A 24,777-nucleotide genomic window follows, 5' to 3' on the forward strand; every position below is an offset into this window, starting at 1 on the left:
ACTGAAAAGCCCATTTCCGGTCGAGATCTTTTTCAAAGGAAGTGGTCTTTTCAGTTGTTTCGGGCTCCTGTCAGATATTAATATAATAAGAAAAGGAGAACGAATATGTACAAAAGTTATTCCATGGAACTTGCAGGAAGAACACTGACTGTAGATATCGGACGTGTAGCAAAACAGGCCAATGGTGCTGCTCTTATGCACTATGGTGATACTACAGTCCTTGCTACTGCTACCGCATCCAAAGAGCCAAGAGAAGGAATCGATTTCTTCCCGTTAAGTGTTGAGTATGAGGAGAAGATGTATGCAGTAGGAAAGATCCCGGGAGGCTTCAACAAGAGAGAGGGTAAGGCAAGCGAGCATGCAATCCTTACATCCCGTGTTATCGACCGTCCGATGCGTCCGCTGTTTCCAAAGGATTACAGAAATGACGTAACTCTGGTAGATATGGTTATGTCTGTTGATCCGGAATGCAATCCGGAGATCCCGGCTATGCTTGGTTCTTCCATTGCAACCTGTATTTCTGATATCCCATTTGACGGTCCATGCGCAACCACACAGGTTGGTATGATCGACGGCGAGTTTATCATCAATCCGACACTTGCACAGAAGGCAGTTTCTGATCTTCAGCTTACGGTTGCTTCTACAAGAGAGAAGGTTATCATGATCGAGGCCGGAGCTAATGAGATCCCGGAAGATAAGATGATCGAGGCTATCTACAAGGCTCATGAAGTGAACCAGGAGATCATCAAATTCATCGATCAGATCGTAGCAGAGTGCGGAAAAGAGAAACATTCCTACGAGTCCTGTGCAGTACCTCAGGAGCTTTTTGATGAGATCAAGAAGATCGTTCCTCCGGAAGAGATGGAGGTTGCCGTATTCTCTGATGACAAGCAGACACGTGAGAATAACATCAGCGAGATCACTGATAAGCTGAAAGAAGCTTTTGCAGACAATGAGGAATGGCTTGCCGTTCTCGGTGAGGCTGTATATCAGTACCAGAAGAAGACTGTCCGCAAGATGATCCTCAAAGATCATAAACGTCCGGATGGACGTGAGATCAGACAGATCCGTCCGCTGGCTGCAGAGACAGATATCATCCCGAGAGTTCATGGTTCTGCCATGTTCACAAGAGGACAGACTCAGATCTGTACCGTTACTACACTTGCTCCTCTTACAGAGGCACAGCGTCTTGACGGACTGGATGAGTTTGAAACATCCAAGAGATATATGCACCACTACAACTTCCCGTCCTACTCTGTAGGTGAGACCAAGCCTTCCAGAGGACCGGGACGTCGTGAGATCGGTCACGGAGCACTTGCTGAGAGAGCACTGGTACCGGTACTTCCTACAGAGGAAGAATTCCCATATGCGATCCGTACCGTATCTGAGACATTTGAGTCCAACGGTTCCACATCCCAGGCAAGTATCTGTGCATCTACCATGTCACTGATGGCTGCCGGTGTACCGATCAGAAAACCGGTTGCAGGTATTTCCTGCGGACTTGTTACAGGTGAAACAGACGATGATTACATCGTTCTTACAGATATCCAGGGCCTTGAGGACTTCTTCGGAGATATGGACTTCAAGGTAGCCGGAACACATGACGGAATCACAGCAATTCAGATGGATATCAAGATCCATGGTCTTACAAGACCGATCGTTGAGGAAGCAATCCGCAGAACAAAAGAGGCAAGAGAATATATCCTGACAGAAGTTATGGAGAAATGTATCGACAAGCCTCGTACAACTGTTGGGGAGTTTGCTCCGAAGATCATCCAGATCCAGATTGACCCGCAGAAGATCGGTGATGTAGTCGGACAGAGAGGAAAGACTATCAACACGATCATCGAGCGTACAGGTGTGAAGATCGACATCACAGACGACGGCGCAGTTTCTATTTGCGGAACAGACCAGAAGGGTATGGATGAAGCAAAACGTATGATCGAGATCATCACTACCGAGTTTGAGGCAGGACAGATCTTTACAGGACGCGTAGTCAGCATCAAAGAGTTTGGCGCATTCCTTGAGTTTGCACCGGGCAAGGAGGGAATGGTACACATTTCCAAGATCTCCAAACAGAGGATCAACCGTGTTGAGGATGTTCTCACACTTGGCGACAAAGTTAAGGTTATCTGCCTTGGCAAGGACAAGATGGGAAGAATCAGCTTCAGCATGAAGGATGTACCGGAAGAAGCATAAATGATGAGATACCACAATATTACCAAGGACGATATGTTAAACGGAGACGGACTTCGTGTAGTGCTCTGGGTAGCCGGCTGTTCACACGGCTGCCGGGAGTGCCAGAATCCCATTACCTGGGATCCGAATGGAGGTCTGCCCTTTACGGACAGCGAGCGAGCTGAGATATTTGCAGAGCTGGACAAGGATTATATCAGCGGGATCACCTTTTCAGGAGGCGATCCTCTGCATCCTTCCAATATCGCTGAGGTAACAGCTCTTGCAAGAGAGATCAGAGAGAAGTATCCGGATAAGACGATCTGGCTGTATACGGGTTCTCTCTGGGAAGAAATCCAGCAGTACGAGATCATCCATTATCTGGATGTATGCGTGGACGGGGAATTTCAGGTGGACAAGAAAGAGGTTCGTCTGAAATGGAAAGGCTCCTCAAATCAGAGGGTGATCGATGTACAGGCGTCACTTCGTGAGAACCGTGTGGTTCTGTACACGGAGTGATCAGAGGTTTTTTTGAAATTACCTATTGGGAGTGGAACGAAAAATGAAAAGAATTGCGAAATTTCACAAGGTAAGTTTTGAACAGTTTGCAAAGGACTGGAAGGATACCTTTGAACAGTATTCAGAAGAGGAGATCCGGAATATCTACGACAGTCTGAAGCTTCCGAAGAGAGCTACGACCGGAAGTGCAGGATATGATTTTTATGCACCTGTGGATGTGACCATGAAGCCAGGTGAGATCGTAAAGATACCGACCGGTATCCGTGTAGAGATGGAAGAGGGCTGGGTTCTGAAATGTTATCCGAGAAGCGGACTGGGATTTAAATTCCGGCTGCAGTTGAATAACACAGTGGGAATCATTGACAGCGATTATTTCTTTTCCGACAACGAAGGTCATATCTTTGCCAAGCTGACTAACGATACAAGAGAAGATAAAACGATCCAGATCCCGGCAGGAACCGGTTTTATGCAGGGGATCTTTGTGGAATACGGAATCACTGTGGATGACGATGCAGATGCAGTAAGAAACGGTGGCTTCGGAAGTACCACAAAATAAAACAAAAGCCCGGAAGGCGGATGTGTGAAGACCACATACATCCGATTTTCCGGGCTTGTTTTGTGTAGTTACTGCTTTCCGATAAATGCACTGTTTAGCTGAGAGGTGCGTCTGCCTCCTCGTCTGCACGTGCTTTTTCCACGACTGCGTTAAAGGCATTTGCGGCAGCGTCGTACTCTTCATCATCTTCAATGTTTGCCAGCATCGGATCGCCGTCTGCTGTACGGGAGAAACTGTAGAGATAAACCTCACCGGTCTCATTCTGGCCGTTCTCATCCAGTGGGAGAAGTGCGATATATTCTTTGTTCTCTACAGGGAAAATAGTAAGGATGGCACATTCTACCTCAGTATCGTCATCCATAGTCAGGGTAATGGTATGATGTGCCTCATCTACCTTGCTTTCGCAGTTAGCTGTACAGGAAGCGCAGTCGCTTGGTGCACATCCGCTTTTGTTAAATTCATCACTCATAAAAAAATCCTCCGTTCTGCTGCTGCCTGTAAATAAGAGGGCAGCTCTGCATGATATAGAGAACATTTTAACAGATATGACGTAGAACAGCAACAAAATATTTGAGAGCCTGAGAAAACTTTCAAAATATTTTTTGCTTAATCCGACAATGTGAGATATAATAAAAATATGACGAAAAAATGAGGAGAAAATATAAAAATATGAAATTTATTTCCTGGAATGTAAATGGGATCCGGGCCTGTATCACCAAGGGCTTTGAGGAACGCTTTCATGAGCTGGATGCGGATATTTTCTGTCTGCAGGAGACGAAATGCCAGCAGGGACAGGTGAAACTGGAACTTCCCGGATATCATCAGTACTGGAACTACGCAAACCGCAGAGGCTATTCAGGTACAGCCATTTTTACGAAGAGGGAGCCATTGTCTGCGGCTTACGGGATCGGGATAGAGGAGCATGATAAAGAAGGACGTGTCATCACGCTGGAATTCGATGAGTATTATTTTGTGACTGTATATACTCCCAACTCCCAGAGCGAGCTCCGCCGTCTGGAATACCGTATGAAATGGGAAGAGGATTTTTTGGCTTATCTTCTGAAACTGCAGGAGAAGAAACCGGTGATCTGCTGTGGCGACCTTAATGTGGCACATCAGGAGATCGATCTCAAGAATCCGAAGACCAACCGCAAAAATGCAGGCTTTACGGATGAAGAGAGAGCCTGCTTTACCAGAGCCCTTGAGAGTGGCTTTATTGATACATTCCGCTATTTTTATCCGGATAAAGAGGGCGTTTACTCCTGGTGGTCCTACCGTTTCCGTGCACGAGAGAAGAACGCTGGCTGGCGTATCGACTATTTCCTTGTTTCCCCTTCTCTGAAAGAAAAGCTTCAGGATGCGAAGATCCACGGAGAGATCATGGGATCCGATCATTGCCCGGTTGAGCTGGATATTGATCTGTGACGGATCCGGTGAAACGGATTTCCATGGATTTGAATAATAAAAAGAGAAAAGGAGGAGTTGCCTTGGCAAGCCGCAGATTAGGTCGAGTGGAAAAAGGTCAGCCGCTGATACTTGGAGCCAACAAAATGGAGGGCGGTTATAATTTTGCAGTGGAGGCATCGGAGGATTCCGAAGTGTCCCTGCTTTTATATAAAAAAAGAGGAGCTGCCGCACCGGTGGAGATCGCTTTTCCAAAGGATTTCCATACAGGACGTGTGTGGGCACTGAAGCTGTGCGGTGCTTCTCTGAAGGAGTTTGAATATAATTATAAAATAGACGGTGAGATCGTGCAGGATCCGTATGCATACGGACTTCACGGGAGAGAGCATTTCGGAGTACCTTACGATCCGGAAAAGGAGGTCCGCTGTCGCTTCCTTAATGAGAATGTTTCCGGCTGGGAAAATGAAACTGCACCGGCAGTAGAATATGAAAATATGATCCTGTACAAGCTTCATGTCCGTGGTTATACGAAGCTTGCCAGAAAGATGGTTTCCCATAAGGGGACTTTTCTTGGCCTGACAGAGATGATCCCTTACTGGAAAGAACTTGGGATCAATGCCATTGAACTGATGCCTGCCTATGAATTCTGTGAGGTTCCGATCAGTAAACCGAAGGAGGGCAGTGAACACATCAAGACCCGTCGAAAGGAAAATGTAGTGAATTACTGGGGCTATGCATCCGGCTTCTATTTCAGCCCGAAGAGTGCTTACTGCAGCACCAGAGAACCGGAGCAGGAATTTCGGTATATGATCCGGGAGCTGCACAAGAACGGCATTGCCTGTATCATGGAATTCTATTTTCCAGAGGAAACAGACAGCCTGATGGCTCTTCGAGCTTTGCAGTTCTGGAGAGATTTTTACCATGTAGATGGATTTCATGTGCTGGGAGAGGGCTTTAACCGGGAGATGCTTCTTCGGGATGGAATCCTTTCCGGAGCAAAATTGATCTTCCAGGGCTTTGATTTTGATCATTTTTACAGAGGAAAGCTTCCGGCCAGACGTTGCGGAGCGGAGAGCAATATGAATTTTCTCCAAGATATGCGCCGTTTCCTGAAAAGCGATGAAGGTATGGTGGAGGCTGCAGCATGGCATATCCGTCATAACAGCGAGAATCATGGAGTGATCAATTACATGGTCTGCCAGGACGGATTTACCATGAATGACCTGGTGAGCTACAATTATAAACATAACGAGGCCAATGGCGAAGGCAATCAGGACGGAAGCAGCTATAATTATTCCTGGAACTGCGGTGTGGAAGGCCCTACCCGTAAGGTTTCCGTCCGCCAGATGAGGGAACGCCAGATCAAAAATGCCTTTCTGATGATGCTGCTGAGTCAGGGTGTTCCCATGATCTATCACGGCGATGAATTCGGCAATTCCCAGAGCGGAAACAATAATGCCTACTGTCAGGATAATGCTACCGGCTGGACAGACTGGAAGGGCCTTTCCAGAAACCAGGGACTGAGGGAATTTGTAAAGGATGCCATTGTTTTTCGTAAGGCCCATCCCGTTCTTCATATGCCGGTGGAACTGAAAGGGGTAGATTATCTGACCAAGGGGTTCCCGGATGTGTCTCTTCACGGGGAACGTGCCTGGTATCTGAGCTATGAGAATACCAGCAGGCTTCTTGGTATGATGTACTACGGAGCCTATGCAAGGGAAAAAGAGGATCTGGAGGCTGCAGAGGATGATTTTATTTACATCGGCTATAATTTCCACTGGGAAAACCGGAGCCTTGCTCTGCCCAATCTCCCGGAAGGCATGTGCTGGAAAAAAATCGCAGATACCTCTCTTCACGGAACAGGATTCTGTCTGGAGGAGGAAGAAGAATATAAAAAATCAATCGAAATAGGCCCCCGCGCCATTGTGGTATTGCTGGGCAGACAGGAGGCGGAGAAAGATGCGATCATGGCACCCGTGGCTGCACTTCAGGACCATCACGAGGCATAAGCTTCTGGTGATGAAATATTGTTTTCGTATCGGGTTATATAAGCAGGGGTTGCTTCATGACCTGTCCAAATATTCCCCGACGGAATTTCTGGTAGGCTGTAAATATTATCAGGGGACAAGAAGCCCCAACAACGCAGAACGTGAGGCAACCGGCGTATCCATGTCCTGGCTGCACCATAAGGGAAGAAACCGGCACCATTTTGAACATTGGGTAGACTATTCTCTTGACGGTGAGCATGTGATCATGGGAGCCAGAATGCCCAGAAAATATGTGGCGGAAATGGTCATGGATCGGATCAGTGCATCCAGAAACTATCTGGGAGAGGAATATACCTATCATGAACCATTGCAGTATTTTCTGAAAAGCAAGGAGAAGCTGTGGTTTATCCACCCACAGACAAAGAAAGAGCTGGAGGGACTTCTCCGGATCCTGGATAAATACGGAGAGGATAAGACCCTGTGGTATATCCGCAATGTATATCTATGTGATAACCGCGGAAAAAAAGTGAAAAGCCCAGGGAAAAAGCTTCGAAATCACAGATAGGGGTGTATTTTTGGCAGGTTGTCTGATATAATATTCAGATATCAGGAGGAAGAATGAATGGATACACCAACAATTGCGAAATACTATAGAGAGAAAGATCCCATGGAGCGTCTGAAGCTTCTGGAGCAGTCCATTGCAGCAGGAGAAGAACCGGAAGAAAACAGGATCCGCAAGGAACTCTGGGAGATCCGTTACAGCGATAAAGCTGAGACTGGTGATACCAGGGCAGACGGTTATCTCGGTCTCTGGATGACCATGGAGTTTAACCGGAATTCCGCTTCCAGATTCTTTGGTACAAGAAGTGCGAAGAAAGAGATAGGCAAGTATCTTAAGAAGCTGAAATTTCAGGAGCTCCAGGAAAGGGGCGGCCTTTATGAGGAGCTTCTTTACCGGGAATGCTGTCATCTGGTTCTGGTCTACATGGATCTCTGTCAGACAGATAAATCCTATAACACAACGATTTTCGGCCTGATCCACATCAAGGAGGACAGTGCGAAGGCCAAGGTCCAGAGAGACATCAGGGAAACAGCTGTGGAGCTTCCGGCTAATCTTGGAATGGAAGCTGAGCTTGGAATCATCACAAGAGCTGCCAGAGAAATCTACAGGCAGTATTATCCCAACGAAGGAAACATTTAGGAGGCCGGAGCGCTTCCGTTTCAGGCTGTCTGACTACTCAGGCAGCCTTTTGTTGCCATGCATCCGATAAAATATTCTGAGATTTTTTGAACGAAGATCCATGTCGGGTGTGAAGAGAAACATTCAGGAGGTTACTATTTTATGAATCCCAATCATCTGAAAGCATATGAAGTCCTGAAGGAAGAGGAGCTTCAGGATATTCATTCAAAAGGATGGCTTCTGAGACACAAAAAAACAGGAGCCAGAGTGATGCTCATCGAGAATAGTGATGAGAATAAGGTTTTTAACATTGCATTCCGTACACCGCCGAAAAACAGCACAGGTGTTGCTCATATATTGGAACACAGCGTACTGTGCGGCTCCAGGGAATTTCCGCTGAAGGATCCTTTTGTGGAACTGGTAAAAGGTTCTCTTAATACCTTCCTTAATGCCATGACCTATCCGGATAAGACCTGCTACCCGGTAGCAAGCTGTAATGACCGGGATTTCCAGAATCTGATGCATGTATATCTGGATGCGGTATTCTATCCGAATATTTACAAAAAAGAGGAGATTTTCCGCCAGGAAGGCTGGAACTATCATCTGGAGCAGAAAGAGGGACCGCTGAAGTACAACGGTGTTGTTTACAATGAAATGAAAGGTGCTTTTTCCTCACCGGACGATGTTCTGGAGAGAGAGATCATGAATTCTCTGTTCCCGGATACCACCTATGGCTGTGAGTCCGGCGGAGATCCGGTAAATATCCCGGATCTCAGTTACGAGGAATTTCTGGATTTTCACAGACAATATTATCATCCGTCCAACAGTTTTATCTATCTCTATGGAAACATGGATATGGAGGAGAAACTGGAGTTTATTGACAGCCATTATTTGTCTGCTTTTGATTCCCTTACTATTGATTCCGAGATCCGGGATCAGGAAGCTTTTGCCCAGGTAAAAGATATCCGGAAAAATTATCCGGTATCAGAGGACGAAGGAGAAGAGGATAACACCTATCTTTCCTACAATATGGTTGTGGGCGAGGCAGCAGATATCAACTTAAGTCTTGCTTTCGAGGTTCTGGATTACGCACTTTTAAGCGCACCTGGTGCACCGCTGAAGCAGGCACTTCTGGATGCAAAGATCGGCAAAGATATCTACGGCTCCTTTGAGGACGGTATCAAGCAGACCTATTTCTCCATTGTGGCAAAGGGAGCAAACTTAAGTCGGAAAGAGGAATTTATAAAGGTGATCCGCGACACTCTCACAAAGATCGCAGAGGAGGGAATTGATAAAAAGGCAGTAACAGCCGGGATCAATTACTATGAATTCCGTTTCCGCGAAGCAGATTTTTCTTCCTATCCGAAGGGGCTGATGTATGGCCTGGATATTTTAAGCAGCTGGCTTTATGATGATACGAAGCCGTTCTGTGAGGTGCAGCTTCTGGAGGGCTTTGAGTTCCTCAAAAAAGCTCTGGAAGAGGGATATTTCGAGGAGCTGATCCGGAAATATCTTCTGGATAACACCCATGGCGCGATCCTTTCCCTGGTACCGGAGAAGGGCCTTGCAGCAAAGAGGGATAAGGAACTGGAAGAAAAGCTGGAGAATTACAGAAAGAGCCTTTCTGATGAAGAGCTTACCCGGATGGTAGAGAATACCAAAGCGCTGGAGGCTTATCAGGAAGCGGAGGAAGCTCCGGAAGCGCTGACCTGCATCCCCATGCTCTCCAGAGAAGACATCAAAAAAGAGATCACAGGGCTGACAAACGAGGAGCACCATGTGGAGGACAGCTTGTTTCTGTATCATGATGTGTGCACCAATGGTATCGGTTATGCGGATCTTCTTTTTGAGATCCATGACTTTGATGTTGATACAGTCCATTATCTGGGACTTCTGAAATCTGTGCTTGGTGCAGTGGATACGGAGAATTACACTTATGGCGAGCTGTTTAATGAAGTGAATGCGAGAACCGGCGGTATTGCCTATGGGATAGAGGTTTTTGATGATGCCCAGGATACCGATGCATTCCGTGCCATGTTTGCCGTAAGAGGAAAAGCGTTATATCCGGAGATGGATTTCATGTTTTCCATGATCCGGGAGGTTCTTACAACTTCGAAGCTGGATGACACCAAACGTCTCTACGAGATCATTGCCAGAGTGAGATCCAGAGCCCAGGCCAGCCTTGCAAGTGCAGGCCATTCCACCGCCGTTCTCCGTGGTGCTTCCTACGCATCTCCGATGGCGGCATTCCAGGATGAGATGGCAGGAATCGGATATTATCAGTTTATCGAAAAACTGGAGAAGGATTTTGACAGCTGCAAGGATGAGATCGTGAAAAATCTCTGTAAGGTGATGGAAGAGGTCCTTCGTCCGGAGAATTTCTGTGTAAGCTATACCGGAGAGAGAGAATCTCTGGATGTAGTAAAAGCACAGGCTGCCGGGATCAAAAAAGTCTTGTTTAACGGACAGAAGCCGGAGTCTGTGAAGCAGGCCCCCTGCATAAAGAAAAACGAAGCCTTCAAGACCTCCGGCCAGGTCCAGTATGTGGCACAGAACGGAAACTTCCGCAAAAAAGGCCTGGAGTATACCGGTGCACTGGAGATCCTGAAAGTGATCTTAAGCTACGATTATCTCTGGATCAACCTTCGTGTAAAGGGTGGAGCGTATGGCTGCATGAGCGGCTTTAAGAGAAACGGAGAGAGCTTCCTGGTATCCTACCGTGATCCCCATCTAAAGAGAACCCTGGAAGTATACCAGGGAGTGCCGGATTATATCCGTGCCTTTGAGGCAGACGAGCGTGAGATGACAAAATATATCATCGGAACGATCAGCAACAAGGATGTGCCGAGAACTCCGCAGATGCAGGGAAGTATCTCAAAAACCGCATATTTCTCCAATGTTACAGAAGATATGCTCCAGAAGGAAAGAAATCAGATCCTCGGAGCGCAGAAGGAGGATATCCAGAAACTGGCAGCTCTTGTAGAAGCAGTACTTTCCGATGATCAGATCTGCGTAGTAGGAAGTGAGACTGCAATAGAGAAGGCGGAAGATGTATTCATGGAAGTGAAGCCACTGATCGGCTGAGGAGAAACAAAGCCTGCTGTCCGTTAAATAGGATAGCAGGCTGTGAAAGGATTATGAGAGGATAAAGAATGGATAATAATTTTAGATCAGGCTTTGTTGCGATCATCGGAAGACCGAATGTTGGAAAATCCACGCTGATGAACCATCTTATCGGACAGAAGATTGCTATCACATCAAACAAGCCACAGACAACCAGAAACAAGATACAGACCGTGTATACCTGTGATGAGGGACAGATCGTATTTTTGGACACACCGGGTATCCACAAGGCAAAAAACAAGCTTGGAGAATACATGGTACAGGTTGCGGAGAGAACCCTGAAGGAAGTAGATGCCATTATGTGGCTGGTGGAGCCGTCCACATTCGTAGGTGCGGGAGAGCGCCACATTGCCGAGCAGCTGCAGAAGGTTGGAGTTCCTGTGATTCTCATCATCAACAAGATCGATACGGTAAAAAAAGAAGAGCTTCTTCCTGCAATCGATACCTACCGTAAGATCTGTGATTTTGCAGAGATCATTCCCTGCTCTGCCCTCCGCGGAAAAAACACACAGGATATCATTCCAAGTATTTTCAAATATCTTCCGTACGGACCGATGTTCTATGATGAGGATACAGTTACCGACCAGCCTCAGCGCCAGATCGCCGCAGAGATCATCCGTGAGAAGGCTCTGCATGCACTGGATGAGGAGATCCCTCACGGAATCGCCGTTGCCATCGACCGGATGAAGAAACGTCCGGGAAGAAGCAACATCATAGATATTGATGCGACCATCATCTGCGAGCGTAATTCCCACAAAGGCATCATCATCGGAAAACAGGGTGCCATGCTGAAAAAGATCGGAAGCAATGCCCGCTATGAGCTGGAGCGTATGCTGGAAGCAAAGGTAAACTTAAAGCTCTGGGTCAAGGTGACCAAGAACTGGAGAGACAGTGATTTCCTGATCAAGAACTTTGGATATGATAAGAAAGAAATCTGAAAATGAGTGATCTGATTACCGTACAGGGAGTGGTACTTTCTGCCATGCCGGTAGGGGATTATGACAAGCGGATCGTCCTTCTCACACGAGAGAGGGGGAAGATCTCCGCTTTTGCCAAGGGAGCGAGACGGCAGAACAGTCCGTTCATGGCAGCAGCTAACCCGTTTGTATTCGGAAGCTTTACTCTTTATGAGGGAAGGACAAGCTATAATCTGAACCAGGTCAGCGTGCAGCATCATTTTGTGGAGCTGGCCACCCGGCAGCCGGGGGTTTACTATGGATATTATTTTCTGGAGCTGGCAGATTATTTTGGCAAAGAGGGAACGGATGAGAAGGAGATGATGAATCTTCTCTATGTGACCATCAAAGCCATTTTGAATCCTCATATAGAAGACCGGCTGGTGCGCTGTATCTATGAACTGCGGACTATGGTGATCCAGGGCGTGATGCCGCAACTGTTCCAGTGTGCGGGCTGCGGGAGAGAGCTTACGGAGGAAGAAACCGGAGAACTTTTTTTCTCCCAGGACGAGCATGGGATCCTGTGTGCGGACTGCAGCAGGATGGTCATGGACAGGAAACGGATCTCAGCGGCTGCCCTGTATGCCATGCGCTACATAGCCGTGTCCCCCCTGGCAAAGCTGTATACGTTTACAGTGCGGGATGATGTGCTGCGGGAACTGGAACGCCACATTTACCGGTATACGGAGCTGAATACAGACAAGCGGTTTAAAAGTCTGGAGATCCTGGAATTGATGAGATAGATCACTGCCGGCTGCGGAATAACCGTAACGATTTATTTTTTAAAAGCAGGACAGGATGCAATGCAAATGGAAATATCCTTGAAAAATCATGAGGATACTAGTATAATAAGACCAAAAATGTAAAAAAGCAGCTTTTTCCGGAGCTTTCCGGACGCATTTGGCGGAACAGCTGCAAGTCAAGAGGAGAGAAATCATGGAAAAGACAATGGAAAAGATCGTAGCTCTTGCAAAAGCCAGAGGATTTGTTTACCCGGGTTCCGAGATCTACGGCGGCCTGGCAAACACATGGGATTATGGAAATCTCGGTGTAGAGCTTAAAAATAACGTAAAACGTGCATGGTGGCAGAAATTCATTCAGGAGTCTCCGTACAATGTAGGTGTTGACTGTGCGATCCTTATGAACCCGCAGACATGGATCGCTTCCGGACATCTTGGCGGATTTTCTGATCCTCTTATGGACTGTAAAGAGTGCCACGAGCGTTTCCGTGCAGATAAGCTCATTGAGGACTTTTGTGCAGAGCATGACATTGCCATTGAGGGAAGCGTAGATGCATGGTCCCAGGAGAAGATGATGGACTTCATCAAAGAACACGAGGTAGGATGTCCGAGCTGTGGTAAACACAACTTCACAGATATCCGTCAGTTCAACCTGATGTTCAAGACATTCCAGGGTGTTACCGAAGATGCCAAGAATACTGTATATTTAAGACCGGAGACTGCCCAGGGTATTTTCGTAAACTTCAAGAACGTACAGAGAACATCTCGTAAAAAGATTCCGTTTGGTATCGGCCAGATCGGTAAATCCTTCCGTAACGAGATCACACCGGGTAACTTCACATTCCGTACCCGTGAGTTCGAGCAGATGGAGCTTGAGTTCTTCTGCGAGCCGGATACAGATCTTGAGTGGTTTGCATACTGGAAGAAGTTCTGCCTTGACTGGCTGAGTGCTCTCGGACTTAAGGATGATGAGGTTCGTTACCGTGACCATGATAAGGAAGAGCTGAGCTTCTACAGCAAGGCTACCACAGATGTGGAATTCCTTTTCCCATTCGGATGGGGTGAGCTCTGGGGAATCGCTGACAGAACAGATTATGACCTGACACAGCATCAGAATGTATCCGGCCAGGATCTCACATACTTTGATGATGAGAAGAAACAGAAATATATCCCATACGTTATCGAGCCATCACTTGGAGCAGACCGTATGGTACTTGCTTTCCTCTGCAGCGCTTACGATGAGGAAGTTCTGGATGAAGAGAAGAACGATGTCCGTACAGTCCTTCATTTCCATCCGGTACTTGCACCGGTTAAGATCGGTGTGCTTCCGCTTTCCAAGAAGCTTAACGAGGGTGCTGAGAAGATCTACCAGCAGCTTTCCAAGAAGTACAACTGTGAGTACGATGACCGTGGAAATATCGGTAAACGTTACCGCAGACAGGATGAGATCGGTACTCCGTTCTGTATCACTTATGACTTCGAGTCTGAGAATGACGGTGCAGTTACAGTCCGTGACCGTGACACTATGGAGCAGGTACGTGTGAAGATCGATGAGCTTGATGCATACTTTGCTGATAAATTTACATTTTAAGTAAATACATTTTTTAATAAAAAACCTCCGGCTATTTTCTGGCCGGAGGCTTTTTTTCAATAAGTCTGTTTTTCATTCGCCAGTTTCTTGGCGACATTCCGTATACATTTTTGAAAGCCCGGGAAAAATGCAGCTGATTGGGATATCCGACTGCATTTCCGATATCTGCGATAGACAGGGCTGTGATCTTAAGAAGTTCTGCAGCTTTGGTCATGCGATAGCTGATCAGGAATTCCTGGGGAGAACGTCCGATGGTGTCGTGGAAGATCTTACCGAAGTAGCTTCGGTTCAGGCCGCAGCAGGCTGCGATATCCTCAATGGAAATATCATTCTGGAAATTCTGTTCAATAAAAGAGAGCGCCTCCTTGATATAAAAATCACGGATACTTCCATCCTGTTTCATGCGGACAGTTTCAGTAGAGCGCATAAAGTAATCCAGAAAAAGCCAGGTATGTCCGATAAGATGAAAGGGTGATTCCTGGGAATTATGGCTGATATAAAGCATTTCCTCCATCATTTTCTGGCGGAGATCTGCAGAGTGGCTGTGATAGACCGGATGGTCCGGACTTAAACCTGCAGTTTCCACGATCTCTTTTGCCCGGAGCCCGTCAAATTCCACCCAGGTGTACTCCCATGGAAAGTCGGTATCTGCAATGTAGGTGTTGATCTGACCGGGAAAAAGCATGAAACCCTGGCCGCTTTTTACCTGATAGGTGATGGTCTCTCCTGCGGAATTGTCTGCCATCAGAGTTCCGGTACCGGAGATCACATAATGAAAAATATAATGGTTTCGTGCGGCCGGGCCGAATGAATGTGCCGGAGCGCAGTGCTCCCAGCCGTATTGGTATAGTCCGATATCAACAAAGTTTTCATTTGGAAAAACGGAGAAGAGAAGGTCATTCATATTTTTATCCTTTAGGCGTATGATTTTGTCTGGTTTCAGTAACATTATATATTAAAACAGCAGGGAACTTCAACATATGTATAAAAATGCAATTACAAAAACAGCCTGTAAAATATACTAAAAAGAGAAGGATAATCGATAAAACTTTGTGAGAAAATTAAGTTTCTCGAGAAACCTGTTGATTTTCGATAAATTCGGAATATACTAATTTTAGATAAAAGTAGTGATATAGGCGTAAAATATATCAAAATGCTAGATGACTTTAATGAAGACAGAGAAAAATTGCATTTTGGTATAAAACAAGAAAAACACTGCTATTTATGCAAGCATAAAGCTATGTTAAAATAGCTTTCAGAAAAAAGAAACCAGAGAATAAGTATTGGAGAACCCGGATAGCCATATCAGTTAAATGGGTGATATCCGACTTATCAAATAAAAGGAAAAGGAAGGAGCATTACAAGATGCGCAACAGAAGTAAATGGATCCTCTGTATGGGACTTGCCTTTACCATGGCAGCTTCCGTTACATTGAGCGGATGCGGCACAGGTAAAAAGGACAGCGGAAAGACAGAGATCGAACTTGTGCAGTATAAACCGGAAGCGGTTAAGGCATTTGAAAAACTGGAAGAAAAATTCAATGCCACTCATGATGATATCCATCTTACCATCGAATCACCAAACGATGCTATGACTGTATTGAAGACAAGATTTATCCGTGAGGATAATCCGGATATCATTGGAATCGGAGGCGATGTTAACTTTTCCAATTTTATTGATTCTGATATGCTGATGGATATTTCCGATTATCAGGGACTGGATTCGATCAAAGATGCATATAAAGAAATTGATAAAGCGCTGGAATTCGTTCCGGAAGACGGAGTCTATGCGGTTCCTTACGTGGCCAATGCCGCCGGAATCCTTTACAATCGTGAGCTTTTCAAGGAGCATGGCTGGCAGATCCCGACTACATGGGATGAATTTATGAGCCTTTGCCAGGAAATTCAGGATGCAGGTATCCAGCCGCTTTATTTCGGATTTAAAGATACCTGGACCTGTCTTGCACCGTGGAATTCTATTGCGGTAGATCTTGCACCAGCCGATGTATGCCGCCAGGTAAACCAGGGAAACACTACTTTTGCAAAAGAGTATAAGGAAGTAGCAGACCGTATGCTGGAGCTTATCCAGTATGGACCGGATGATCCCTTTGCCTATGATTACAATGGAGCCTGCACCGCTTTTGCAAAAGGGGAGGCTGCCATGTATCCCATCGGAAGCTATGCGATCCCGCAAATCCAGAGTGTAAATCCGGATATGGATATTGATTCTTTTGTAACACCGGCAAGCAATGATCCGTCAGAAAACAAACTGAATTCCGGAGTTGACCTTCAGTTCTGTGTGATGGATGACTGTGAGAATAAGGAAGCTGCATATGAAGTGCTGGATTTCCTTCTTGAGGATGAGAATATACAGACATATCTGGATGACCAGAAGGCAGTTCCCTGTAAAGAGGGTGATTTCACACTTCCCTCTACGCTGGATGGTATGAAGGAATACATAGAAGAGGGAAGGATGGCCGACTACCAGGATCATTATTATCCTACAGAGATGGCTGTGGATGCACAGATCCAGACCTTCCTGATGAAAAAGGATAAAGATGCATTCCTGAAAAAATTTGATACAGACTGGACAAGATATAACCGTGACATTATCCGTAAAGTACAGGACTATGAGGAGAAGAACGGGGAAGGAGAGAACTGATCATGGGAAAAAAATCTATGAGTGGAAGAAAGCTGACCTTTCTTCTGATCACCATTCCGATCGTGGCATTATTTTTCTGCTTTAACACACTGCCTCTGATCAAGGGTGTGATCTACAGCTTTACGAACTTTAAAGGCTATGGAAGCTATGACTGGGTAGGACTTCGAAACTATAAGGATCTTTTTACAGACAGCCGTGTTGGCGGTTCCTATCTGTTTACCTTTAAGCTGGCCATCGTGGCAACTATTGTAACGAATGTACTCAGCCTGATCCTGGCACTTGGACTGAACAGCAAGATCCGTTTCAAGAGTGCACTGCGTGGAGCTTATTTTATTCCTAATGTACTTGGCGCACTGGTCGTAGGATATATTTTCAATTATTTCTTTACATATATCCTGCCTGCATTCGGAAAGATGATCGGAAATAAAACATTGTCTTCCAGCATGCTTTCCAGTACGAGCCTGGCATGGGTTGCCATCGTGATCGTTTGTGCATGGCAGTCCATCGCAATGAATACCATTATCTATATTTCGGGCCTCCAGACAGTGCCGGAGGATGTATACGAGGCAGGAGCTATTGACGGTGCTACCGGATTCAGTAAGTTCCGTTATCTGACATTCCCGCTGATCGTTCCGTTTTTCAGTATCAACATGGTTCTCTGTGTGAAAAACTTCCTGATGGTATTTGATCAGATCATGGCTTTGACAAAGGGTGGTCCTGCACAGAGTACAGAATCCATTTCCTATCTGATCTATAACAATGGTATGAGTGGCGGTCAGTTTGGATTCCAGAGCGCTAATGCGGTTATATTCTTTATTGTGATCGTGATCATTTCTGCAGTGCAGTTGACTATCACAGGGAAAAAGGAGGAGCAGCTGTAATGAAAACGAAAGTAAGAGAAAAAGCGAACTGGCCGGTAACGATCCTTCTGATCCTTGGCCTTATCACAGTGGTATTTCCGCTTTATATGACAATTGTGATCGCATTCAAGCAGCCGACAGAGATGACCAACAGTGTAGCCGGGATCCTGTCTCTGCCAGAGAAATTCAGTCTTGCCAATTTCAGGGAAGCTATGGAGGTAACAGACTTCTGGCATTCTCTTGGAAACAGTGTATTGATCACTGTGATCACAGTGGTTCTTGCTATTGTAATTCATTCACTTTTAGGTTATGCTATAGCCAGAAACAAGAGAAGTAAATTTTATAAATTTATCTATCTCTATGTAGTGAGCGGTATGTTTGTTCCGTTTGCTATCCTGATGATGCCGCTTGTAAAGCAGACTGCTGAGATGGGCCTTGATAACAAAGTCGGTGTGATCATTCTTTACACGGTATTTTATATGCCTATGAACGTGCTTCTTTATTCCGGATATCTGACAAACATTCCAATGGCCCTTGAGGAGGCTGCCTGTGTGGATGGAGCCAGTACCTGGAAAACATATTGGAAGATCATCTTTCCGATCATGAAGCCGATGCATGCCACAGTGGCAGTTCTGACAGCACTTGGAACCTGGAATGATGTTATGACTCCATTGGTTATCATGTCCGGATCTACGGGTGGAACCACATTGCCTCTGGCACAGCTGAATTTCCAGACTCAGTTCGGAACAAACTATAACCTTGCGTTTGCCTCTTATCTGCTGGCACTGCTTCCGATCCTTCTGTTTTATCTGATCTGCCAGAAGCACATTTTAAATGGTGTTGTAAACGGTGCCGTAAAATAAAAACACAAGAAAAAGGAGGATTCACATATGGGAATCATCTACTGCGAGAAAGACAGAACGTTTACCCTACAGACAAAAGAAACTACATATCAGATGCAGGTGGATCAGTACGGATTTCTTCTTCATCTCTATTATGGTAAAAAGGCAGAAGGCTGCATGGATTATCTTCTGACCTACTATGACAGAGGATTTTCCGGAAATCCCTATGATGCGGGAACAGACAGAACCTATTCCATGGACTCTCTTCCACAGGAGCTTTCCTGCTACGGAAACGGAGATTTCCGCAGTGCATCACTGATGCTGGAAAACGGTGACGGAAGCATGAGCTGTGATATGCGTTACAAGAATTATACTATCCGTGACGGTAAATACAGCCTTCCGGGGCTTCCGGCGGTTTATGCAGATAATGATGAGGCACAGACTCTGGAGATCGTACTGGAGGATCCGGCTACTGGCGTGGAGGCCATGCTTCTTTACGGTGTACTTCCGGAACTGGATATCATTACAAGAAGCGTCTATATCCGCAATCAGAGCAGTGAGAAGATCTATGTGAACAAGGTGATGTCCGCAGAACTGGATTTTCTTTACGGAGATTATGACCTGCTTACTTTTTACGGAAGACATGCCATGGAGCGGAATCTGCAGAGAGTACCGGTGGCTCATGGAAGTCAGATGATCGGCAGTGTCCGTGGCACATCCAGCCATCAGTATAATCCGATGATGATCCTGGCAGAGAAGGACACAACAGAGGATCATGGAGGCTGCTATGCTATGTCCTTTGTATACAGCGGAAATTTCCAGGGTGAGGTTCTTAAAGATCAGTACAATCAGACAAGAATGCTCCTTGGTGTACAGGAGGAGTGCTTCCGGTATCCGCTGGAAGCCGGGGAGACCTTCTATGCACCTGAGGTGATCTTAAGCTACACAGATCAGGGAATGAACTGTCTTTCCCAGAATCTGCACAGCTGCATCCGTCATCATATCTGCCGTGGTAAATATAAGACAGAGGTCCGTCCGGTGCTGGTAAACAGCTGGGAGGCAGCATATTTTGATTTTACAGGGGAGACTTTATATAATCTGGCAAAAGAGGCAAGGAGCCTTGGTATCGATATGCTGGTTCTGGATGACGGCTGGTTTGGAAAACGTGACGATGACAACAGTGGTCTTGGGGACTGGTATGTCAATGAGAAGAAGCTTGGAGAGACTCTCGGCGGACTGGTAAAAAGAGTCAATGACCTCGGAGTGAAATTCGGTATCTGGATCGAGCCGGAGATGATCTCTGAGGACAGTGATCTTTACCGTGAGCATCCGGACTGGGCACTTACGATTCCAGGAAGAAAACCAGTGAGATCCAGAAATCAGCTGGTACTTGATTTTTCCAGAAAAGAAGTTGTAGACGGAATCTTTGGACAGATCAGTGCGGTATTGGATAATGCCAATATTGAGTACGTTAAATGGGACATGAATCGAAGCCTGATGGATGTATTTTCCGTAATGACCAAGGATCAGGGACGTGTAATGTATGATTATGTCCTGGGATTGTACGATTTTCTGGATCGTATGGTGAACCGTTATCCGGATCTTCTGATCGAGGGCTGCAGCGGCGGCGGCGGAAGATTTGACGCAGGTATGCTGTATTACACACCGCAGATCTGGTGCAGCGACAACTCCGATGCTATTGACAGGCTTCGGATCCAGTATGGCACTTCCTTCGGATATCCGGTATCGGCCATGGGAGCACATGTATCTGCAGTGCCGAACCATCAGACAGGAAGGATCACCCCGTTACATACCAGAGGTGTGGTTGCTATGTCCGGAACCTTCGGCTACGAGCTGGATCTTCTGAAGCTGACTGAGGAAGAAAAAGATGAGGTCCGCAGCCAGATCGGGGAATTCCGTAAATATGCGCCACTGATCCAGAACGGACGGTACTATCGCCTGACAGATCCGTTTAAGAGTGAGGTCTGTGCATGGGAGATCGTTGGAAATTCTCAGGAAGAAGTTCTGCTCAATGTTGTCATGGAGGAGATCCATGGAAATATGACTGTGAATTATGTGCAGCTTCGCGGCCTTGATGAGAGTGCACTTTATAAGGAACAGACTACCGGCAGGATCTATTCCGGAGCTGCTCTGATGCATGGTGGAATGCCGCTTCCTGCAGAGTTTGGGGAGTACAGAGCTTATCAGTATCATTTTGTGAGAGAATAAGAGCGTATTGAGACAGTAAGATAAATAAAAGGATCCGTCATACAGACAGCTGAAAAAGCCGATGTATGGCGGATCTTTTTTTATCATAGCTCAGTGTACGGTGATCTGATAGCTCTTGATAAATTCCTCATCCGGTTTCAGCACATTGATATTTGCTTTTTCGGAAAGAGGTTTTTCAAAACCACAGTCATCACAGCGTCCCATCCACGGCTCCAGGCATACGAAGGGAGCACCGGGTACGGACCAGATACCGAAATTCGGGAAGCCCTCACTGGTAAGTGTCAGATATGGAGTTCCGTCCGGGAAGAGGATACCGGCCTTTTGGATCTGGCCGTTATCAAAAACAAGAGCGTCTTTATCAAACATGTGAGGAGCAATGGAACAGGTTCCGTTTTCAAGGGAAAGTGTATGTGGCTCGTCAGCAAGGACTGTTCCTACAGACGTATCGATAAGGAGATAGGTAAGAGTGTCCAGGCCTTCAAAAGCAAGACGGTAATCACTCTGGGATTCGCCTTCACGTACCGGAACACGGAATGCCGGATGGCCGCCGATGGTAAAATACATAGTTTCAGAATCATTATTAACTACTTCCCAGCATACTTCCAGGTCGTGCTTCTTCAGAGTGTAGGTGATCTTCAGAGCGAAAGCAAACGGATAAATATTCAGGGTTTCTTCAGAGGACTTAAGGACAAAGGAAAGGGAAGTATCGGTGATATCCGTGCAGATAAAATCGCTGTCTCTTGCAAAGCCGTGCTGGCTGGAAGGATATTCCTTTCCGTTCAGACGCCAGATATCTTTGTAGTTACGTCCCACGTTGGGAAAAAGTACAGGCGCATGGCGTTTCCAGTAAGCCGGATCTGCCTGCCAGAGGATCTCCCTGTCATTAGTCTTGTCATAGATGCCGGTGAGTTCAGCACCGTGATCGGAAACGGAAATCTTAAGAAAGCTGTTTTCAATCGTTCGTGTCATGATAAACCTCCTGTATGACAGCATTCGGGTAATATTACCTCGGAATTGCTGCATGTTTTTTTCTATTTTAGCACATTTTTCAGATGATAACGAGAAAAATACAATCTGTGAAAAATATAACTGGAAAATCTGTCATATTTTACAAGAGAAATTACTGTTTTTTGGAAGAATAACCTTGACTAATGAAGGATAAATCTATAAAATAATTATGTGCGTAGAAAACATACATTTTTTATGTTTTAAAGAACAATAATTAGGAGGAAAATGTAAAATGGCAAAATGGGTTTACATGTTTACAGAAGGTAATGCTACTATGAGAAATCTTCTGGGCGGCAAAGGTGCCAACCTTGCTGAGATGACAAACCTCGGTCTTCCTGTACCGCAGGGCTTCACAATCACAACAGAGGCCTGCACACAGTACTACGAGGATGGCAGATCCATCAACGATGAGATCATGGCTCAGATCATGGAAGCAATTACCAAGATGGAAGGAGTTACCGGTAAGAAATTCGGTGACAAAGAAAATCCTCTGCTTGTATCCGTTCGTTCTGGTGCGAGAGCATCTATGCCAGGTATGATGGACACAATCCTCAACCTTGGTTTAAATGAAGAAGTTGTTAACACTCTTGCTGAGAAATCCGGCAATGAGCGTTGGGCTTGGGACTGCTACAGAAGATTCATCCAGATGTACTCTGACGTAGTTATGGAAGTTGGTAAGAAATACTTCGAGGAGCTCATCGATGAGATGAAAGCTAAGAGAGGTGTTAAGCAGGACGTTGAGCTTACAGCTGCTGACCTGCATGAGCTTGCTGACCAGTTCAAAGCTGAGTATAAATCTAAAATCGGTTCTGATTTCCCAACTGATCCGAAGGAGCAGCTGGTTGGTGCGATCAAAGCTGTATTCCGTTCCTGGGACAACCCACGTGCGAACGTATATCGTCGTGACAATGATATCCCATATTCCTGGGGTACAGCTGTTAACGTACAGATGATGGCATTCGGTAACATGGGTGATGACTGTGGTACAGGTGTTGCCTTCACACGTGACCCTGCTACAGGTGCTAACGGTCTGTTCGGTGAGTTCCTTACCAATGCACAGGGCGAGGATGTAGTTGCTGGTGTTCGTACACCTATGCACATCTCCGAGATGGAGCAGAAGTTCCCGGAAGCATTCGTACAGTTCAAACAGGTTTGCGAGACTCTTGAGAAACATTACAGAGACATGCAGGATATGGAGTTTACTGTAGAGCATGGTAAACTGTATATGCTTCAGACACGTAATGGTAAGAGAACTGCACAGGCTGCTCTTAAGATCGCTTGTGACCTCGTTGATGAGGGAATGAGAACTGAGGAAGAGGCTGTTGCAATGATCGATCCTCGTAACCTTGATACACTTCTTCATCCGCAGTTCGATGCAGCTGCTCTTAAAGCTGCTACACCGATGGGTAAAGGTCTTGGTGCTTCTCCAGGAGCTGCTTGCGGTAAGATCGTATTCTCTGCAGAGGACGCTGTTGAGTGGGCTGCAAGAGGAGAGAAAGTTGTTCTTGTTCGTCTTGAGACATCCCCAGAGGATATCACAGGTATGAAAGCTGCTCAGGGTATCCTGACAGTTCGTGGTGGTATGACATCTCACGCAGCTGTAGTTGCTCGTGGTATGGGATCCTGCTGTGTATCCGGATGCGGCGATATCGCTATGGATGAGGAGAACAAGAAATTCACACTTGCTGGTAAAGAGTTCCATGAAGGAGATGCAATCTCCATTGATGGTACAACAGGTAACATCTATGACGGACTTATCCCGACTGTAGATGCTAAGATCGCTGGTGAGTTCGGACGTATCATGGGATGGGCTGACAAGTACAGAACAATGAAAGTTCGTACAAACGCTGATACTCCTGCTGATGCTAAGAAAGCTCGTGAGCTTGGTGCAGAGGGAATTGGTCTTTGCCGTACAGAGCATATGTTCTTTGAGGGTAACAGAATCGATGCATTCCGTGAGATGATCTGCTCTGAGACAGTAGAGGAGAGAGAAGCAGCACTTGCTAAGATCCTTCCGGAGCAGCAGGGAGACTTCGAGAAACTCTATGAGGCACTTGAAGGAAATCCTGTAACAATTCGTTTCCTTGATCCGCCACTTCATGAGTTCGTTCCTACAGAGGAAGAGGACATCAAGAAACTGGCTGATGCTCAGGGCAAGACTGTAGAGCAGATCAAGACAATCATCGCTTCCCTTCACGAGTTCAACCCGATGATGGGACATCGTGGATGCCGTCTTGCTGTTACTTATCCGGAGATCGCTAAGATGCAGACAAGCGCTGTTATCCGTGCAGCTATCAATGTTAAGAAGAATCATCCGGATTGGAACATCAAACCGGAGATCATGATTCCGCTTGTTGGTGACATCAAAGAGCTTAAATATGTTAAGAAATTCGTTGTAGAGACAGCAGACGCTGAGATCAAAGCAGCTGGTTCTGACCTTGAGTACGAGGTTGGTACTATGATCGAGATCCCGAGAGCAGCTCTTACAGCTGATGATATCGCTAAAGAGGCTGACTTCTTCTGCTTCGGTACAAACGACCTTACACAGATGACATACGGATTCTCCCGTGATGATGCTGGTAAGTTCCTTAACGCATACTATGATGCTAAGATCTTCGAGAACGATCCATTTGCTAAGCTTGACCAGGTTGGCGTTGGTAAACTCATGAAGATGGCAATCCAGCTTGGAAAACCGGTTAACCCGAAACTTCACGTAGGTATCTGCGGTGAGCACGGCGGAGATCCGTCTTCCGTAGAGTTCTGCAACGAGATCGGACTTGACTATGTATCCTGCTCACCGTTCCGTGTACCGATCGCTCGTCTTGCAGCAGCACAGGCAGCAATCGCTAAGAAGAACGCCTAAGCAGAACTTCATATTGCTTCAAGGCTGAAACTTCAGCCTGATCAAGCATAGAAAGCTTCTGGCAGTCTGTAGAAATACAGAT

General features: G+C 46.1%; 19 protein-coding genes. 16 read left to right on the forward strand and 3 right to left on the reverse strand.

From position 1 onward, the window contains the following. Positions 1 to 105: 105 nt before the first annotated feature. Genes NE638_RS06170 through NE638_RS06180 form a run of 3 tightly spaced genes read left to right on the forward strand, consistent with a single transcriptional unit; the run spans position 106 to position 3,250 of the window. Entirely contained in the window at positions 106 to 2,199 is a 2,094-nt protein-coding gene (locus NE638_RS06170; RefSeq protein ID WP_015525802.1) for a polyribonucleotide nucleotidyltransferase, read from the forward strand. Between the two features lie 3 nt (positions 2,200 to 2,202). After that, positions 2,203 to 2,694: an anaerobic ribonucleoside-triphosphate reductase activating protein gene (gene nrdG, locus NE638_RS06175; RefSeq protein WP_044961222.1), complete on the forward strand. Its 492-nt coding sequence runs from the start codon at positions 2,203 to 2,205 to the stop codon at positions 2,692 to 2,694. Between the two features lie 43 nt (positions 2,695 to 2,737). Further along, the gene (locus NE638_RS06180) at positions 2,738 to 3,250 is read left to right on the forward strand and encodes a deoxyuridine 5'-triphosphate nucleotidohydrolase (protein ID WP_015525804.1); all 513 of its coding nucleotides are present in this window, start codon (positions 2,738 to 2,740) and stop codon (positions 3,248 to 3,250) included. Between the two features lie 94 nt (positions 3,251 to 3,344). Here NE638_RS06180 and NE638_RS06185 read toward each other — a convergent pair whose 3' ends face one another. Continuing rightward, on the reverse strand, positions 3,345 to 3,719 hold the full coding sequence (locus tag NE638_RS06185) for a DUF1292 domain-containing protein (protein WP_015525805.1): 375 nt from the start codon (positions 3,717 to 3,719) through the stop codon (positions 3,345 to 3,347). Positions 3,720 to 3,919: 200 nt separating this feature from the next. On the opposite strand from NE638_RS06185, the gene NE638_RS06190 reads away from it, so the two are divergent. From NE638_RS06190 to NE638_RS06225, 8 genes are all read left to right on the forward strand, one after another. After that, positions 3,920 to 4,675 carry an exodeoxyribonuclease III gene (locus tag NE638_RS06190; protein ID WP_015525806.1) on the forward strand — a complete coding sequence of 252 codons (756 nt, stop codon included), beginning with the start codon at positions 3,920 to 3,922 and terminating at the stop codon, positions 4,673 to 4,675. Between the two features lie 62 nt (positions 4,676 to 4,737). Continuing rightward, entirely contained in the window at positions 4,738 to 6,663 is a 1,926-nt protein-coding gene (locus NE638_RS06195; protein WP_237971517.1) for a Type II secretory pathway, pullulanase PulA and related glycosidase, read from the forward strand. Next, entirely contained in the window at positions 6,614 to 7,207 is a 594-nt protein-coding gene (locus NE638_RS06200; RefSeq protein WP_021977109.1) for a DUF5662 family protein, read from the forward strand. Before NE638_RS06195 ends, NE638_RS06200 begins: the two co-directional genes overlap by 50 nt. Before the next feature lie 57 nt (positions 7,208 to 7,264). Next, entirely contained in the window at positions 7,265 to 7,843 is a 579-nt protein-coding gene (locus NE638_RS06205; protein WP_015525807.1) for a DUF6553 family protein, read from the forward strand. Between the two features lie 141 nt (positions 7,844 to 7,984). Next, positions 7,985 to 10,906 (forward strand): insulinase family protein, encoded by a 2,922-nt coding sequence (locus NE638_RS06210; RefSeq protein WP_173745922.1) that lies wholly within the window; start codon positions 7,985 to 7,987, stop codon positions 10,904 to 10,906. A 68-nt stretch (positions 10,907 to 10,974) separates the two neighbouring features. Continuing rightward, a complete protein-coding gene (gene era / locus NE638_RS06215) occupies positions 10,975 to 11,883 on the forward strand; it encodes a GTPase Era (RefSeq protein ID WP_015525809.1) in 909 nt (302 codons plus the stop codon). Positions 11,884 to 11,885: 2 nt separating this feature from the next. Next, positions 11,886 to 12,644, forward strand: a complete 759-nt coding sequence (recO, locus tag NE638_RS06220) for a DNA repair protein RecO (protein WP_173745923.1) — start codon at positions 11,886 to 11,888, stop codon at positions 12,642 to 12,644. 193 nt (positions 12,645 to 12,837) lie between these two features. Next, a complete protein-coding gene (locus tag NE638_RS06225; protein ID WP_092069375.1) occupies positions 12,838 to 14,232 on the forward strand; it encodes a glycine--tRNA ligase in 1,395 nt (464 codons plus the stop codon). Between the two features lie 31 nt (positions 14,233 to 14,263). On the opposite strand, the gene NE638_RS06230 is transcribed toward NE638_RS06225, so the two are convergent. Then, positions 14,264 to 15,136: an AraC family transcriptional regulator gene (locus NE638_RS06230; RefSeq protein ID WP_022426301.1), complete on the reverse strand. Its 873-nt coding sequence runs from the start codon at positions 15,134 to 15,136 to the stop codon at positions 14,264 to 14,266. Between the two features lie 461 nt (positions 15,137 to 15,597). Here NE638_RS06230 and NE638_RS06235 point away from each other — a divergent pair, with 461 nt between their 5' ends. The 4 genes from NE638_RS06235 to NE638_RS06250 are packed head-to-tail and all read left to right on the forward strand — an operon-like array spanning position 15,598 to position 20,824. Beyond that, positions 15,598 to 16,893 carry an ABC transporter substrate-binding protein gene (locus tag NE638_RS06235; protein ID WP_015525814.1) on the forward strand — a complete coding sequence of 432 codons (1,296 nt, stop codon included), beginning with the start codon at positions 15,598 to 15,600 and terminating at the stop codon, positions 16,891 to 16,893. A gap of 2 nt (positions 16,894 to 16,895) precedes the next feature. Beyond that, positions 16,896 to 17,774 (forward strand): carbohydrate ABC transporter permease, encoded by an 879-nt coding sequence (locus NE638_RS06240; protein ID WP_015525815.1) that lies wholly within the window; start codon positions 16,896 to 16,898, stop codon positions 17,772 to 17,774. Further along, positions 17,774 to 18,616, forward strand: coding sequence for a carbohydrate ABC transporter permease (locus NE638_RS06245; protein ID WP_015525816.1), 843 nt, complete (start codon positions 17,774 to 17,776; stop codon positions 18,614 to 18,616). Before NE638_RS06240 ends, NE638_RS06245 begins: the two co-directional genes overlap by 1 nt. A 27-nt stretch (positions 18,617 to 18,643) precedes the next feature. Beyond that, positions 18,644 to 20,824, forward strand: coding sequence for an alpha-galactosidase (locus NE638_RS06250; RefSeq protein WP_059085209.1), 2,181 nt, complete (start codon positions 18,644 to 18,646; stop codon positions 20,822 to 20,824). A 90-nt stretch (positions 20,825 to 20,914) separates the two neighbouring features. On the opposite strand, the gene NE638_RS06255 is transcribed toward NE638_RS06250, so the two are convergent. Continuing rightward, positions 20,915 to 21,793: an aldose 1-epimerase family protein gene (locus tag NE638_RS06255; RefSeq protein ID WP_059085208.1), complete on the reverse strand. Its 879-nt coding sequence runs from the start codon at positions 21,791 to 21,793 to the stop codon at positions 20,915 to 20,917. Between the two features lie 271 nt (positions 21,794 to 22,064). Between NE638_RS06255 and ppdK the strand changes: the two genes are divergently transcribed. Further along, positions 22,065 to 24,695, forward strand: coding sequence for a pyruvate, phosphate dikinase (gene ppdK / locus NE638_RS06260; protein ID WP_059085207.1), 2,631 nt, complete (start codon positions 22,065 to 22,067; stop codon positions 24,693 to 24,695). Positions 24,696 to 24,777 lie beyond the last annotated feature (82 nt).

It is taken from the genome of Blautia sp. MSK.18.38 (assembly GCF_024460535.1).
Lineage (GTDB): Bacteria > Bacillota > Clostridia > Lachnospirales > Lachnospiraceae > Blautia_A > Blautia_A fusiformis.